Raw genomic sequence first — 14,811 nt, forward strand, 5'->3', positions numbered from 1 at the left:
CTTGCTTTTGCTGAAAACATCTTCAACCTTTTCGCTCTTTGAAAAAAAGGCACCCGCAGACTGCGGGTGCCTTCAGGGGTCACGGCATCAGTTGCCGTAGGTCACGCGGTAGATCGCACCAACGTAGTCGTCAGAGATCAGCATGGAGCCATCTTTCATGACGGCCACATCGACTGGACGACCGATGTAGGTGCCGGTTTCAGGGCTCAACCAGCCTTCGGCAAACACCTCGGACTTGTCGGCAGTGCCGTCAGCCTTGAGCGAGACAAAGTTGATGAGCGCACCGCTGGCGGGGCTGCGGTTCCACGAACCATGCGAAGCGACAAAAATGCCACCACGGTACTTGGCCGGGAATTGCTTGCCTGTGTAGAAGGTCATGCCCAGCTGCGCTTGGTGCGCCGGGAATTCGATCTGGGGGAACACGGCGTTGGCTGGTGGCTTCATGTCTTTCAGGTCAGGCGCAGCAGCGGAACCCGCCACCTTGAACTTGCCATTCCAGTAGGGGTAACCAAAGTGCTCGCCCTTCTTGGTGGAGCGGTTCAACTCACCGGGTGGGACGTCGTTGCCCAGACCATCGGTCTGGTTGTCGGTCCACCACAAGGTGCCGTCTTTGGGGTTGAAGTCTTGGCCCACTGAGTTGCGACCACCAATGCTGAAGACCTCGCGGTCACCGCCACTGAAGGGGTCCATGCGCACGATGCCGCCAATGCCCAGGCGGTTGAACTCGTCGACCTTGTCAGCGGGCTGCACGTTGAACGGCTGACCCAGCGTGATGTACAACTTGCCGTCAGGACCGACGCGGCAGGTGCGGGCACCGTGGTTGTAAGACTCGTGCTCGGTCGGGATCAGCTTGCCCTGTGGCACCACTTCAATGACCGCAACGTCCGGGCCTTCGTAGAAGAATTCGGCAGCCGGGAAGTTCAGCACGCGGTTGTGTTCAGCCACGACCAGGAAACCGTCCTTGGTCCAGCACACGCCGTTGGGCACCTTGAAATTGAGCGAAGGGGCAAACGACTTCACTTCGTCGGCAACGCCATCGCTGTTGCGGTCCGTGACAGCCCACACGGTGGTTTTGCGGGTACCGACAAACAGCATGTTGGTCGAAGGTGCGATGGCCATGTGCCGCGCATCGGGCACCACGGCAAACAACTCGATCTTGAAGCCTTCGGGCATCTTGATCTTTTTCAGGTTGTTGCGGATCGCGTCGGCATTTCGGCCAGTTTGCGGCACCACGGGGATGTTCAGATCGGTCGTGGCGACCTTCATCTGCTTCATCGTGTTGAGATTGTCTTTGCCAGCTTGGGCATAGGCCCCAGTCGACAGGGCGGCTGCGAGCAATGCAGCACTGAGTCGGGTCATTTTCACGTTCATCTCCTGTTATTGATCTTTGGAATCGATCGGTTGACGCCATTTGAAAAGTCCCAAATGCAGGAACTTGGCATGCTCCAATTTAGGCCAAAGACTCGCACTCAACCTTGGTGAAAACCCTTCCAAAACCCATTTATGAGATGAAAAAAATTTGACCTTTTCTAAAAAAAATGTATGGAATTTTTGTCTCATCCGAGACTGACAAGCACTGCGGCGCTCAAACCCTGAGATGCGCTGCCCATCAGGTCTGACCAAGCCAAGCGACTCACACTGTGAGCGCAGGCAGGTTTTCGCCCAATGGGGCAGGCACTGGGTCAACAGCCGATGAACTCAAGCTTTCAAGGTGCCACCAGGGTCAAGCCCCGGTCGCGGTACATGGCCAACAGGCGGCCGTCGGCGCGGACTTTTTGCAAGGCGCTTTCCAGCGCCAGCGCCAGTTTCTTGTTGTTGGCATTCACGGCCATGCCGATGGGCCAACCGTTATCGGCCAAGCCTGGCAAGGTCAACTGGGTCAGTCCAAAGCCTGCAGGGGGCCGCCCCGAAGCGCGCAAAGCAGTTTCGGCTTGGGCACGGGTCACGTAAGCGGCGGCGGCTTCACCCTTGATCACGCTGTGTGCGGCGTCGATGCCGGAATTGAACATCTTGACCTGCGAGCGCAAACGCCCACCGCTGAAACCAATCAAGGTACTGGCCGCACCGCTGCCTCGCTCAGCGGCCAAGGGCAGGTCTTGCAGGTCCATGCCGGACTGAAGGGAGGGCAAACGGTCCAGGGCGTGAAACACCACCAGCACCTCGCGTGAATAAGGCGCAAATATCAGGGCTTGGCGGTTGTCCACCATGAGGAATTTGTCCACCGGCACATGCAGCATCACATCGGCCGGGCCATAGCCCAGGTAATGGCCACGCCACACCATGTTGCGCAGGTCATCGTTCATTTTTTCACCGGCATCAAAGGGCAACAGGCTGAGCTTGAGGCCCATTTCGGCGGCCAAAGCCTGCGCCAGCGCCACATCAACGCCCTCCATGTCTTGCCCCTTGCCGTCAGAGTAAGGCGCGTTGTCTTTGTACAAAGCCACCTTGAGGATGCCGCTGGCCCGCACTTTGTCGAGGTCAAACAGCTCTTGCGCTTGCGCCGGCGCTGCAACCAGGCCGCCACCCAGGCAGGCCGCCGCGGCTCCGGTCAGCCATTGGCGACGCGACAAACCTGTGTCTTCTGGGCTGCGCTGCAAAGGGGTGTTCATGGTGTCTCCTGAAATTTGTGGATTTGGAATGGGGGAATCAAGGTTGCAAGCCATGGGGCGCAGCGCGTCTTCAGGGGTGCAGTTCAGCACCTTAGGTTCGACATCGCTGGCTTCGGCTTCGGCGTTCTGTCGGGGCTAAAGCCACCGACCTACAGCCTGAACGGCCTGATGGCTTATTTTTCGCGGCGCGTTTCCAGATAAGTGCGGATGGCCCAGATGGCTTCCTGGCTCAAAGTCGCCTCAAAGGGGGGCATGTAGACACGGCCATCGCGGGTGCGGCCACGGCGCACGGTGGCCACATAAAACTCGTCCATTTCTGCCAGGCAGGCGCTTTTCTTTTGCGCATCGGCCATGCCGGTGCAATCGGCATCCATTTTGCGCAAGTCGGGGGCAATGCCGCCCGAAATGGCTTCCAGCCCGTGGCATCGTGCGCAGTTCTGGTTGTAGGCCGAGGTGCCAATGCGCAAGGCCTCTTTGGCAGCAGGACCTGTGCTGTACGGGTTGCTGGGCAACCATTTGCTGCCCAGTTGGGGCAGGGTTTTGGTGTCCACCGCTTGGGGGGTCACATCGCCATGGGCCCACGCAGCGGCCCCCAGCACGGTCATGGCCGAAGCCAGAAAGATGTTTCGCAGGCAAGAAAGGCGCAAAGAGCTGATTTTCATGGAATGAACTCGTAAAGTTGAAAAGGATGTCCTGACTTGGCAAATTGCGTGCCATGTTTTTACCCGCCACAGCGCCCCCCTGCAGTCACGAATGGCACAAGCGCGGGGTCACTTGTCACAGGGTGTGTTGCAAATGGTGACAGTTTTCAAGATTCAGCCCTGTCTCCCGCTGGATTTCATGGCTCTCACCCTTGGCCGAAGTTTTGCATGTGTCCAAAAACGACACACTTTGATCCCTGGGAGCTGTATTGCGTCAAGAAAATGAAAGCTTCAGGCCTGACCATGGCATTCCGACCGAATCCACAGACTCGGCCAACCTACAAGAATTAGACGAGGTCTACAGCGCCACCTGGGCGGTGATAGATCCCCTAGGAGACACCATGCTCAGCATGCCTGCACGCGCAGCGACCGTGGCCCATGGCCAAGGCCTGTATGCGCTGGACAGTGACCACCACCGCAGCGCGATCCTGCAATCGCACGGGCGCAGCCATTCTTTCGGGCTACAGGCTTCGGAAAAACCCGACTACTCCCAGCTGCAAGCCCCGGCCATTGCCAACGCCCGTGATGAAAACCGCCTGCTTTACCAGCACGCCAGCCCCGTCATGGAAACCCTGTACGAACAAATTGCCAACACGCACAGCATGGTGCTGCTGACGTCGAGCAACGGGCTGATCCTGCACTCGCTGGGCGATGCCGATTTTCTGGAAAAAGCCTCCCGCGTGGCCCTGATGCCCGGCGTGGAATGGTCCGAACAAAGCAAAGGCACCAACGCGATTGGCACCGCCCTGACCGAGGGCCAAGCCATGGTCGTGCATGGGAACGACCACTTTTTGCAAGCCAACCAGTTCCTGACCTGCTCGTGCACCCCCATCTTTGACCCCTACGGCAAGGTCATGGGCGCATTGGACGTGACGGGCGATCAGCGCAGCTACCACCAGCACACCATGGCGCTGGTGCGCATGTCGGCGCAAATGATCGAAAACCACATGTTTGCCAATGTGTTTCCCGACGCCATGCGGATTCACTTTCATAGCCGCCCTGAATTCCTGAGCACTTTGGTCGAAGGCATCATCGTCTTCACGCTGGACGGACGTTTTTTGTCTGCCAACCGCAGTGCCCAGTTTCAGCTGGGCCTGTCGGTCAATGCCATGCAGGCGCACACCTTCTCGTCACTGTTCAACCAGCCGATCTCGCAGTTTCATGACCGCCTGCGCCATGCCGCCGGGCAGCCGGTGAACCTGTGCATGCACAACGGCGTGCAGGTGTTTTGCCAGGCCCGCCTGAAAACCAGCCACTGGTTCAGCAGCATGCAAGAGGCGTTTTCTGCACAGCCTTCACCCCAGAGCAACCCCAATCCGCAAGCGGAAACCTTGCAGCCCCCCAACCCCAGCCCGGCCACCCGTGCCACCACCGCCGCTGCGGCCGGCCGCGCCAGCTTGTCGAGCTTGCACTACCTGAACACCGGCGACCCGCAAGTGGCCGCCGTGCTGCACAAGCTGCAGCGGGTGCAGGGCAGCGACATCCCGATCATGATCCTGGGTGAAACCGGCACCGGCAAAGACATCCTGGCGCAGGCCATCCACAACGACTCGGCACGGGCACGGCGGCCCTTTGTGTCGATCAACTGCGCCTCCATTCCTGAAACCCTGATCGAGTCCGAACTCTTTGGCTACGAAGAAGGCGCGTTCACCGGTGCCAAACGGCGTGGCGCCCCCGGCAAGATCCAGATGGCGCACGGCGGCACGCTGTTTCTGGACGAAATCGGCGACATGCCCACCCAGCTGCAGGCGCGTTTGCTGCGTGTGCTGCAAGAGCGCCGGGTCACACCGCTGGGCTCGGGCAAGGAATACGAGGTGGACGTGATGCTCATTTGCGCCACCAACAAAAACCTCAAAACCCTGATCGCCCAGGGCCAGTTCCGCGAAGACCTGTACTACCGCCTGAACGGCCTGGTGGTGCGCTTGCCCGCCTTGCGCGAACGCTCGGACTTTGAAGTGGTGGCCAACAAGATTTTGTTCAACCTGTGCACGCCCGAACAGCACATCAGCGTGTCGCCCGGCGTCATGGCGATGTTCAAGCAGTACCGCTGGCCTGGCAACTTCCGCCAGCTGCACAACCTCTTGCGCACCGCCGTGGTCATGGTGGGCCACAGCGGCCAAATTGAGGTGGAACACCTGCCCGATGACTTTTTGGACGAAGTTCAGCAGTTCACCCACACCAGCACGCCCGACCCATTGCCTTGCGAAGAGGCCGCGCTGGGCATGCCCCACGCAGCAGGCTGCGCCGCGCCCCCCTTGGCCGATGTGCAGGCGCTGCAATCGGCCCACCCGCGTGGCTTTTTCGCACCCGGCGCGGCCGTCAGCGGCAGCACGGCTTCGACGCCCTCGGGCCTTGCAGGCGGTGCCCATGCAACACCGGTGTGGGTGGCACAAGCCCCCGCCACAGAGCACCCCATGGCTGCCGCAGCTTCCGCGAACGCCGCCGCGAACCCTTTCGCCGCACCAGCCACCAGCGCCGCACGCCTGCAAGACGTGGCCCTGCAAGCCATGACCGATGCACTGCGCCAATGTCAGGGCAATGTGTCAGCGGCGGCCAAGCTCTTGGGGGTGTCGCGCAACACCATCTACCGCAAAAAAGAGCAGTTACCGGCCGACGTCTGGGGTTAAGGCACACCAGCTTGCCCAAGGGCTGGGGCGCTCGGCTTGCTCCAGCCAGCTGAGTTCCACCTCACGCCAGGCGCGGAGTTGGTTGAACACATGTTGCTGGCGCTGCTGCGTTGTCCAAGCCTCTTGGGCCTTATCCTGCTGTTCGGTCTCTAAAAGGCCGCCTCTGCGCTGACCGTTGACTGGCAGTTCTGCCGCCTTCTGAAGAGGCGAACGGTCTGGCCGCACCTTATGCGGCCGTGATTGTTCGGGCACCGCACCAGCCTGCCAAGCCGCAGGCCAAGGCACTTGCTGCACCGCCTCGGCCTCTGACCAGCCCCGCTCCAGGCCCTGCCAGGCGTAACGCACCAGACTGCACAGGTAGTGCTGTTGACGCTGCAAGGCCGCCTGCACTTGCCCCGGGCCGCGCACCAGGTGCTGCCCCACCAGCCACTGCGGCTGCCAGGCGCGCATGCGGTCCAACGCATGCAGCCAACCCCGCACGCTGCCTTGGGCCAACACGGGCAGCACATCGCCATCGACCAGCCCCCCGGCCAACACAATGCCCTCTTGGGCCGACCACAGCACCAAATCGCTTTCGGTGTGGGCATGGGGCATGTCGTGCACCTGCCAGCTTCGGCCGCCAGCCTGCACCCGTTGCCCGTCATGCAGCACCTGGGTGGGCAACACGATGCGCGTGCCGCGCGAGGCCTGTTCGCCCAAATCGTGCTGCAAGGCCGCCAGGCAATCGGGGCAGCGCTGGCGCATGGCTTGCTGGGTGCCGAGAGTGGCGGCCACAACCACCCCCACGCTCGCACCCATGGGCACACCCGGAGCAGCTCGGCGCTTTGCGGCTTCGACTTGGGGGACATCGGCCGATGCCTCAGGCACCCAGGCCGCATTGGCCAGCACTTGCTCGGCATGCGCATGGGTGTTGATCAGCCGCGTGACCGACGACGCGGGGTGGCGGCATTTCAGGTCTTTTTGCAAGGCCTGCCCAACGCCATAAGTCGGCCCGGGGTCGATGACCGTCACATCGGCGTTTTGCCCCAGTACCACCGTGGTGGCCGCGTGCGAGCGTCCATCGGGCGTGACCGCATGCCACTGCCCATGCACCACCGCCACTCCAGGCAACACCGTCTGCCAAGCCAGCGCGGGCGGGGCGGTGCATGGCGCAGCCCCAGTGGGCCAGGCCAACAGGGTCAAGCTGCACCCCACGATCCAGCGAAGCTGGGCCCAGCGCACGCGCAACACTTGTGTCAAGCCCGCCCCCTCACTTGCTCCATATTGGAACAAGTCCAGGCCCCCGGGTCGCCCGTGTGTCGGATCTTGAGGTGAAATTTGATCAGAATGGGTGGCACTTTTGTTGCTCTGTGACAAAGAAGGGGCAATGGTTTGAACGACCTGATCGGTGGAGACCGAGATGGTCGCACATGCAGCACTTGCCATGCCAGCCCGTTTATTTTTTGGAGTGAACCCCCGCATGAATGCTCTTGCCCCTTCGGCCAGTCGATGGCACCAACGCATGTGGGGTGCCCTGCTGGTCAAGCGCTTACCGGTGGTGGGCCGCCCCAGCCTGTCGCTGGAGCAAGCGCCGCAAGGCCTGTTCCTGCTGTGGCTGGCCTTCATGGGCTTACTGGTGTTTGGCGCTGCGGTGATGTGGCAACACGGCCTGTGGCACCGCCTGGTGCAGGCCGACCCTACGGGCCTGACCATCGTCATCGTGCTGCTGTTCATCGGCTGCTCGGTCTGGGCGGGCATGCGCTGCTGGGCGCTGGGTTTGCAATGGCAGGCGCTGCAAAGCGGTGGGGCCATGGCCAATGCCGAACCAACCAGCTGGGCGCACGACTACCTGCAAGCGCGTGGCCATGCGCACACCGACAAAAGCATCTTGCTGCAGGTGCTGAGCGACCGGGCGCACGGCCCGCAAGAGATGGCCTGGTGGCTCAACGGCATCCAGCTCAAGCTGGGCTTGCTGGGCAAGGTGATTGGTTTTTCGGTGTTGGCCCTGGAGCTGGGCCGCATGGACGGCTTTGACCCGCAGCAATCGGCGCAAATGCTCAAGAGCCTGACGGGCGGGCTGGGCATTGCGCTCTTGACCACCATCACCGGGCTGGCGGCCAACATTTTGCTGGGCCTGCAGCTCATGCGCATTGACCGCTTTGCCGACGGCCTGGTGGCCGAGATTTTGACGCTGGGCGAGGCGCAGGCCATGCAGCCTGCAGGCAACGGGGCCGCCGAATGAGCATTGGCCGCAGCACCCGCGACACCGAGACGGACCCGTTTTACGACATGTTGTTCAACATGTTGATCGCCTTCGTCTTTTGCTTTGTGATCGCGCTGCTGTCCTTCAACCCGCAGGCCAAAAAAGCCGGTGACGTGCCCGCCAAGGCCGAGTTCATGATCACCGTGTCCTGGCCCGACGAAAACCCCAACGACCTGGACACCTGGGTGATGGAGCCCGGCGGCAAGCTGCTGTGGTTTCGCCAGCGCGACGTGGGCATGCTGCACCTGGACCGTGACGACCGGGGCGACAAAAACAACTCGGTGGTGGTCAACGGCAAAACCGTGACCAGCGCCGCCCGGCAAGAAATCGTCACCCTGCGCGGCCTGGTGGCGGGCGAATACGTGGTCAACGCCCACTATTACGAAAGCCGCAACCAGCTGCCCGTGGACGCCACCGTGACCGTGGTCAAGATCAACCCCCAGGCCGAAATCGTCTTCACCGGCACCCAGCAAATCGGCGCCAAAGGCGAAGAACGCACCCTGGTGCGCTTTTCGATTGACGACAAGGGCCAGGTGCTGGACGTGAGCACGGCCCCCAAACCCATCGTGATGCGCTCGGGCATCTGAACACCCCTCCCTGAAAAACCCACATGATCCCTACCACCACCACCGAACTGCTCTGGCTGGCCATTGCCTACGCCTTGCTGGCCTTTTTGCTGCTGTGCCTGTGCCTGGCCACCCGTTGGCACTGGCTGCTCAAGGCGGTCATGGTCGTGGTGGTCAGCGGCTTTTTTCTGTTCCACCACCAAGTGCTGCGCGGCATTGCGGGCTGGCCGGCCGACGACGCCTTGCCACCGCGCTTTGTGCTGCTGTCGGCCGTGTTTGACGAGCCCAGCCCGGCACGCCACCACCCCGGCGCGATCTACATCTGGGTCAATGAAATCAAAGACCACGAAGCGCTGGATCTGCCCCGCGTGCACCGCCTGCCCTATGAAAAAGACCTGCACCGCATCCTGGGCGACGGCATCAAAAAAGCCCGCGACGGCAACACCCAGATCGGCACCACCGAGCCGCGCCGAGGCCAGGGCGGCCTGCCCTGGTTGCGCCCAGCCAACGACGACAAGGTGCAAATCAAACTCAGCGACCTGCCCCGTGCGCAGCTGCCCGAAAAATGAACGCCATGAAAACTCTGTCCTTGGGTGCCGCATCACTGCTGGGTGTGCTGGGTCTGTCGGCCTGTTCGCCGGATGCGGGGCCGGTCTGGTTTCCGCTGCGCGCTGGTGACGTGACCCGCTACGAAGTGCGCTACAACCCAGAATCTGCCCGCGAGGACGAGGTCTGGACTTTGCGCACACGCGGCCCTGTGGACTGGCAAGGCAAAAGCTATATGCAGCGCCACCATTCACAAGGCGTGGCCTACTTTTTAGAGGCCAATGAAAAAGGCGTGCGCCGCGTGGCGCACCAAACCGACATGGACCGCGAACCGCTAGCGGACGAATCGCCCATGTGGGTGCTCAAAGCACCGTATCAGGTAGACACTGAGTGGACCAACCCCACCGTGCCCTATTTGCTGATGCGCAAAAACGAATACCCCCGCGAACTCAAATACACCCACAAAACCACCATGACGTGGCGCATCGTGTCCGTCAAAGAGGAGGTCAAACTGCGCTCCGGCGAGGTGCTCTCGCCCTGCCTGCACGTCAAGGGCGAAGCCTTTTTGAACCTCTACACCGACCCCGTGAACGGCTTCACCGACGTGCCCCTGACCAGCCACGAGTGGTACTGCCAAGGCCAGGGCCTGGTCAAATTCACCCGCGAAGAAAAAGTGCTGGCGGGGTTTTTGATCGGGGGCAGCTTGACGGCGGAGCGGGTGCGCTGAACCGTCGGGGTCTGCGACCACCGACCTGCGAATGCATCCCGTCGGTCGGTACTCGAAGCTTCCGACGTTTGTCCGCTCCGACATAGGCCCCATGTCGGGGCTGAAGCCGCCGACCTACACATACCGCCCGTAGGTCGGCACTCGAAGAGTCCGACGCTTGTCCGCTCCGGCATAGGCCCCATGTCGGGCCCATGTCGGTTTGCACCTTCATGGGCACGACATCACCGATCAAAACGCGTAACGCAGCCCCGCCACCACCATGCGGCCCCGACCGGCTTGCAGGCCATTGGCGCGAGAGGCAAAGTACTTTTTATTCGCCAAGTTTTCGCCACTCAGGAAGTAGCTCACTTTCTGGCCCTTGGGCGCATACGAGATGGAGGCGTTGTACAGGGTCAAGGACGGAATCTCGCCAAACAAGCCGCAGTCGGCCTGACTGGCGCCATCGACGTCTGCGCAATAGCCTTCAGCAGAGGTGCCCCGGTAGTTGTCGGTGTTGGCAAATTGTCGGCTGATGTAAGTGACCCCCACGCGGGCCTGCAGCCCCTGCGGACCTTCGTAAGACAGGTTCATGGCCAATGCGTGCTTGGGGGCATAAGGCAAGCGGTTGCCTGCCTGGTAAGCGCCGTAGCCATCCTCACCCTCGCCGCCCACCTGGCCACTGTCCTTGAATTTGGCCGTCATCAAATGGGTGTAGGCCAGGCTGGCAAAGTAGTGGTTTTTCTGCCCGGTGAGTTCCCCCAGATTGAGCTTGCCGCTGAGTTCAAAGCCGGTGTGCTGCGCCCGACCTTCGTTCCTGAAAATCCCCCCGGACTGCACGACGATGTCGCTGATGTCCATGTTGAACACTGTGGCCTCCAGGTGGCCGCTCTTGAGCAAGCCCGTGCGCACGCCCAGCTCGGTGGTGGTGGACAACTCAGGCGTCACTTTTTGCAGCGTGTTGTTGTCAATGTCGCGGTCTGGCCGAGGGGGCGCAAAGCCGCGATGGATGCCGCCAAACACCGTGGTGCCATTCAGACCGTTCCAGGTCCAGCCCAAGCCGGGCAAAGCTTGCAGCTTGCTGGTGGTCAAGCTGCTTTGCAGGGTATCAAAAGCGGCCCCTGTGGCCGAGCTGTAGAGGTTTTTACGGGAGGTCACATCTTCCAGGCGAAGACCAGGTGTGATGGTCCAATCGCCTGCGATGAAGGTGTTTTGCGCGTAGTAAGAAATGGCCTTGATTTTGGCTGTCAGGCGTTCGTCTGCGGCATTGACCTCGTTGAAACTGTCTCCGACCAGTTTCTTGCGGTCCACATTTTCCGAGTGGTATCGGAAACCCAAAATGGTCTGGTTTTTCAAGCCAAAAGCGTTGTGCTTGATTTCAAGTTTGGGCTCAATGCCAAAAAACTCGTACTGCCGTGGCCGTATGGCGTATTCGCCCCGGCCCATGCCAAAGGCGTTGTCGACATCGTCGTACTCAAACTCTCTGGATCGGTGCGATTGGCGGTCTGTTTTGGAATAGTAAAACTGCGTGCTGAGCTTGGTGTTTTTGTTCAGGTCCCATTCGTGCACCAGTTGCGCTGTTTGGCGGTCCATGGTGAAGCGTTCCATGGCGTCTTCGGCTTGGTCAAAGCTGCCCTTGTAGCGCGATGCCATGTATTCGGCCGCCGTCAAGCCGGTTTCACTGAACAGCGAGTTTTCCTTGAAGGCCGAGAACTTGCCCGAGAGGCGTTGCTCGTTGTTGATTTTGAACTGCGCTTTGAGGGCCACATCCTGCACATCAAAGTGGTGCTCTGCGCGAATGCCATCGCCCCGTTTTTTCAGCACATCCAGCATCACGCCACCGTTTTCGGTGCCGGTGCCCAGATTGAAGTGGGCACCTTGGTACGCTTGCTGCCCGGCCGTGACTTTCACCGAGCCAGTGGCCCCCTGCGTGGGCACGGGCCGGGTGACAAAGTTGATCATGCCACCCATGGTTTGTGGGCCAAACAGGACTTGGCCTGAGCCTTTCAACACCTCCACGCGCTCGACGCGTTCCAAAGGCGTGCTGTAGTGTGAGGATGGGTCAGCATAAGGCGCAAAAAACACCGTAGGTGCACCGTCTTCGAGCAGCAAAGTGCGCGAGCTGCGGCGGGGGTTGAGGCCGCGCATGCCGATGTTCAGGTGCGTGCCCGCCACATCCTCGGCCACCACATGCAAACCCGGAATTTCACGGATGGTCTCGACGATGGAAAACGGTGCACGCGCCTCAATTTGCGCCTGGGTCAGGACCGAATAAGAACCGGGGAGGTTTTCAATGCTGCTGGGCAAAATGCTGGTGCTTTTGACCACCACTTCGGACGTGCTGTTGGTCGGTGCAGCGTTTTGGGCCGCTGCACAGGTGGCGAACAGTGACAAAACAGCGGTGGCAACCAAGGTGTGAGGGTGTCGTGTGCTCATGGTTTTTTTCATGGAATGTGTCTCGAAGGCTTCTCTTTGGCTCTGACCCCGTTGAGATGCATGGAGCTTAGCCACCTGCCCTGCAAAACACCCGGGAAACTCGCCCGAACAGGTCGGGAAAATTTCCCGCGCATCACCTGCAGGCGGAAGGCCTGTCGGCGCTGAAGCCCCGAGTTGCGGGGGATGTATCCGGTAGGTCGGCGGCTTCAGCCCCGACATGGGTCCTGTGCTGATGCGCACACACGTCGGACTCTTCGAGTACCGACCTACGGGGTATTTGTAGGTCGGCGGCTTCAGCCCCGACATGGGTCCTGTGCTGATGCGCGCACACGTCGGACTCTTCGAGTGCCGACCTACCGAAGGTGCAAGCTTGGGGTTTGCGGGTGCGGCTTACGCATCGAGTTTCACCAAGCCGTTGCGGGCGGCCAGCAGCAGCAGCTCCAATTCGGAATTGACCTCGAGTTTGCGTCGAATGTTGGACAGGTGGTTCAGCACGGTTTTGCCGCTCAGGTGCAGTTGTTCACCCACTTGCACCGGCGCCTGACCGCCCGTGAACAGGCGCAGGATGTCGAACTCCCGGGGGGTCAGGTTGTCCAGCACGTCGCTGCCTTCGGCGGCCTGGCAGGCCAGGGCATGGGCCACGTCGGCTGAAAACACCCGCTGGCCCTGCGCCACTTTGCGGATGGCGGCGATCATCTCCAGCGGTTCGGAGTTTTTGGTGATGTAGCCCAAGGCCCCATTGCGCAAGGCTTGGGTGACATAGCCCACAGACTCGTGCATGCTGAAGACCAGCACGCGCAAATGAGGCTGGCGCTCGAGCAGGCGTTTGATGGCCTCCAGGCCGCTGCCTTCGCGCAGTGACAAATCCATGACCACCACGTCGATGGCGGTGTCGCGCAAAGCGGCGCAGGCCTCGTCGCCGGTGGCCACATCGGCCACCACACGCAAGTCGGGCTCGGCGTCGATCAAGCGCCTGTAGCCAGTGCGCACCACCGCGTGGTCGTCCACGATCATGACCTGAATGCTCACAACGTCTCCTTGTCTTGCACAGGCAGCGTGGCACTCAGCACCACGCCCCCGCCTGGCCGATCTGAAATGTGCAACTGCCCACCCACCATGGCCAGCCGTTCGCGCAGGCCCAGCAGGCCGCCGCCCGGTTGGCGCTGCAAAACCTGGGCATGGCCTGTGCCGTTGTCCGACACGGTCAATCCGATGCGCCTGACCGGTTCATCCCCTGGCGCAGTGCTGTGTTCTGGCGCCAGCACGCCCACGGTGACTTCGATGTGCTGGGCACCGCTGTGGCGCACGCAGTTGGTCAAGGCTTCTTGCAAGCAGCGGTAAAGGGCCAACCCCACTTCGGCCGAGACGGCGGGCAGTGGGCCGATGTGGGCCTTGATCTGCAAATCGGGCAAGCGGGCCTGCCAAGCTGACACCAGTTCGCGCAGGGCTTCGCGCATGCCGCTGTCTTCCAGGCCATAGGGGCGCAATTGGGTGAGCATTTGCCGCACATGGCCGGAGATGCGGCGCGACTCGGTGCCGATTTCTCGGGCGCAGTCGGTCAGGGTGGCCGCCTCGGCATGGTGGGCGTGGTGCTCGATGTAGGCCGCTGTGGCGCTGATGGCGGTGAGCGATTGGCCAAATTCGTCGTGCAACTCGGCGGCCAGTTCGCGGCGCTCTTTGTCTTGCACTTCCATCAGCTGGCGTGTGAGGCGGCGCTGGCTTTCGCGGGCTCGGCTCAAGCTGTCGGCCAGCTGGTCCACCACCTGGGCAATGGCCGCAAATTCGCGCAAGGCAAAGCCGGGCAATTGGGCACGCTCTTGGCCCGCCGCCAGGCGCACCAGTCCGGCATTGAGTTCTTTGACCGGGGACAGGGCATGGTCCACCGCAAACCAGGTCAGGCCCAGGCAAATGCCACAAAACAGCACCAGCATGATGAGCACTTGCACGGAGGTGGAGAGTTTTTCGCGGAACTCGCTGTCGGGGTCGGGGCTGATCCACAGGTCTTGCGTGCCGACACGGATGCGGTGCGCCTGTGCGCCTTCCATGGACAAACCCAGCCATGGCAGTAATCCCTGGGGCTGGGCTAGCGTCCCGGGACTCATGGGCTCGGGCGCAGACATGTCCAGTTTGACGTGGCGAAACTGCCCGGGGGTCAGGGCCGCTGCCAGACGGGCGGGGGCGTTGTCATCGGGCGAAGCCAGCAACAACTCGATCAGGTGCACGGTGGCTTGTTGTTCGGCCAGCGCGTCTTCACGCAAGTCTTTGAGCCACACCAGCCCAAACAGGAGCAACAAGACGGCAAAGGCCAGGGTCAACCGGGCAAGCAGCGTGCGGCGTAAATCCATGGCCTGGGTGGGTTCAGGAACCTTCGCGGACATCTT

The 14,811-nt window shown here is 61.4% G+C and carries 12 protein-coding genes; 5 read left to right on the forward strand and 7 right to left on the reverse strand.

The window, feature by feature from the left end; translation table 11 throughout:
• Positions 1-87 precede the first annotated feature (87 nt).
• The 3 genes from AMM41_RS00895 to pedF form a co-directional block, all read right to left on the reverse strand.
• Positions 88-1,371 (reverse strand): PQQ-dependent sugar dehydrogenase, encoded by a 1,284-nt coding sequence (locus tag AMM41_RS00895; protein WP_089952038.1) that lies wholly within the window; start codon positions 1,369-1,371, stop codon positions 88-90.
• 335 nt (positions 1,372-1,706) lie between these two features.
• The gene (locus AMM41_RS00900) at positions 1,707-2,609 is read right to left on the reverse strand and encodes a substrate-binding periplasmic protein (protein ID WP_089952040.1); all 903 of its coding nucleotides are present in this window, start codon (positions 2,607-2,609) and stop codon (positions 1,707-1,709) included.
• 173 nt (positions 2,610-2,782) lie between these two features.
• Complete coding sequence (gene pedF, locus AMM41_RS00905; protein ID WP_228769059.1) at positions 2,783-3,214, reverse strand: cytochrome c-550 PedF; 432 nt, start codon at positions 3,212-3,214, stop codon at positions 2,783-2,785.
• 437 nt (positions 3,215-3,651) lie between these two features.
• On the opposite strand from pedF, the gene AMM41_RS00910 reads away from it, so the two are divergent.
• Positions 3,652-5,937, forward strand: coding sequence for a sigma-54-dependent Fis family transcriptional regulator (locus AMM41_RS00910; RefSeq protein WP_228769060.1), 2,286 nt, complete (start codon positions 3,652-3,654; stop codon positions 5,935-5,937).
• Here AMM41_RS00910 and AMM41_RS00915 read toward each other — a convergent pair.
• Positions 5,914-7,167 (reverse strand): MBL fold metallo-hydrolase, encoded by a 1,254-nt coding sequence (locus AMM41_RS00915; protein ID WP_368664955.1) that lies wholly within the window; start codon positions 7,165-7,167, stop codon positions 5,914-5,916. The genes AMM41_RS00910 and AMM41_RS00915 overlap by 24 nt on opposite strands.
• A gap of 229 nt (positions 7,168-7,396) precedes the next feature.
• Here AMM41_RS00915 and AMM41_RS00920 point away from each other — a divergent pair, with 229 nt between their 5' ends.
• From AMM41_RS00920 to AMM41_RS00935, 4 genes are read left to right on the forward strand one after another with little or no spacing between them, the layout of a single operon-like run.
• On the forward strand, positions 7,397-8,158 hold the full coding sequence (locus tag AMM41_RS00920; RefSeq protein WP_228769032.1) for a hypothetical protein: 762 nt from the start codon (positions 7,397-7,399) through the stop codon (positions 8,156-8,158).
• Positions 8,155-8,766 carry a hypothetical protein gene (locus AMM41_RS00925; RefSeq protein WP_089952047.1) on the forward strand — a complete coding sequence of 204 codons (612 nt, stop codon included), beginning with the start codon at positions 8,155-8,157 and terminating at the stop codon, positions 8,764-8,766. The genes AMM41_RS00920 and AMM41_RS00925 overlap by 4 nt, the downstream gene beginning before the upstream one ends.
• Before the next feature lie 23 nt (positions 8,767-8,789).
• Positions 8,790-9,314 carry a hypothetical protein gene (locus AMM41_RS00930; RefSeq protein WP_228769033.1) on the forward strand — a complete coding sequence of 175 codons (525 nt, stop codon included), beginning with the start codon at positions 8,790-8,792 and terminating at the stop codon, positions 9,312-9,314.
• Positions 9,315-9,319: 5 nt separating this feature from the next.
• Complete coding sequence (locus AMM41_RS00935) at positions 9,320-10,018, forward strand: hypothetical protein (protein ID WP_146186283.1); 699 nt, start codon at positions 9,320-9,322, stop codon at positions 10,016-10,018.
• A 228-nt stretch (positions 10,019-10,246) separates the two neighbouring features.
• On the opposite strand, the gene AMM41_RS00940 is transcribed toward AMM41_RS00935, so the two are convergent.
• The 3 genes from AMM41_RS00940 to AMM41_RS00950 all read right to left on the reverse strand — a co-directional run bounded on the left by AMM41_RS00940 (position 10,247) and on the right by AMM41_RS00950 (position 14,808).
• A complete protein-coding gene (locus AMM41_RS00940; protein WP_194944555.1) occupies positions 10,247-12,430 on the reverse strand; it encodes a TonB-dependent receptor family protein in 2,184 nt (727 codons plus the stop codon).
• 390 nt (positions 12,431-12,820) lie between these two features.
• Positions 12,821-13,459, reverse strand: coding sequence for a response regulator transcription factor (locus AMM41_RS00945; protein WP_228769034.1), 639 nt, complete (start codon positions 13,457-13,459; stop codon positions 12,821-12,823).
• Positions 13,456-14,808 (reverse strand): sensor histidine kinase, encoded by a 1,353-nt coding sequence (locus AMM41_RS00950; protein WP_089952058.1) that lies wholly within the window; start codon positions 14,806-14,808, stop codon positions 13,456-13,458. The genes AMM41_RS00945 and AMM41_RS00950 overlap by 4 nt, the downstream gene beginning before the upstream one ends.
• Between the last annotated feature and the right edge of the window lie 3 nt (positions 14,809-14,811).

Origin of the sequence: Limnohabitans sp. 2KL-3, from assembly GCF_001269405.1 — a bacterium.
Taxonomy (GTDB): domain Bacteria; phylum Pseudomonadota; class Gammaproteobacteria; order Burkholderiales; family Burkholderiaceae_C; genus Limnohabitans_A.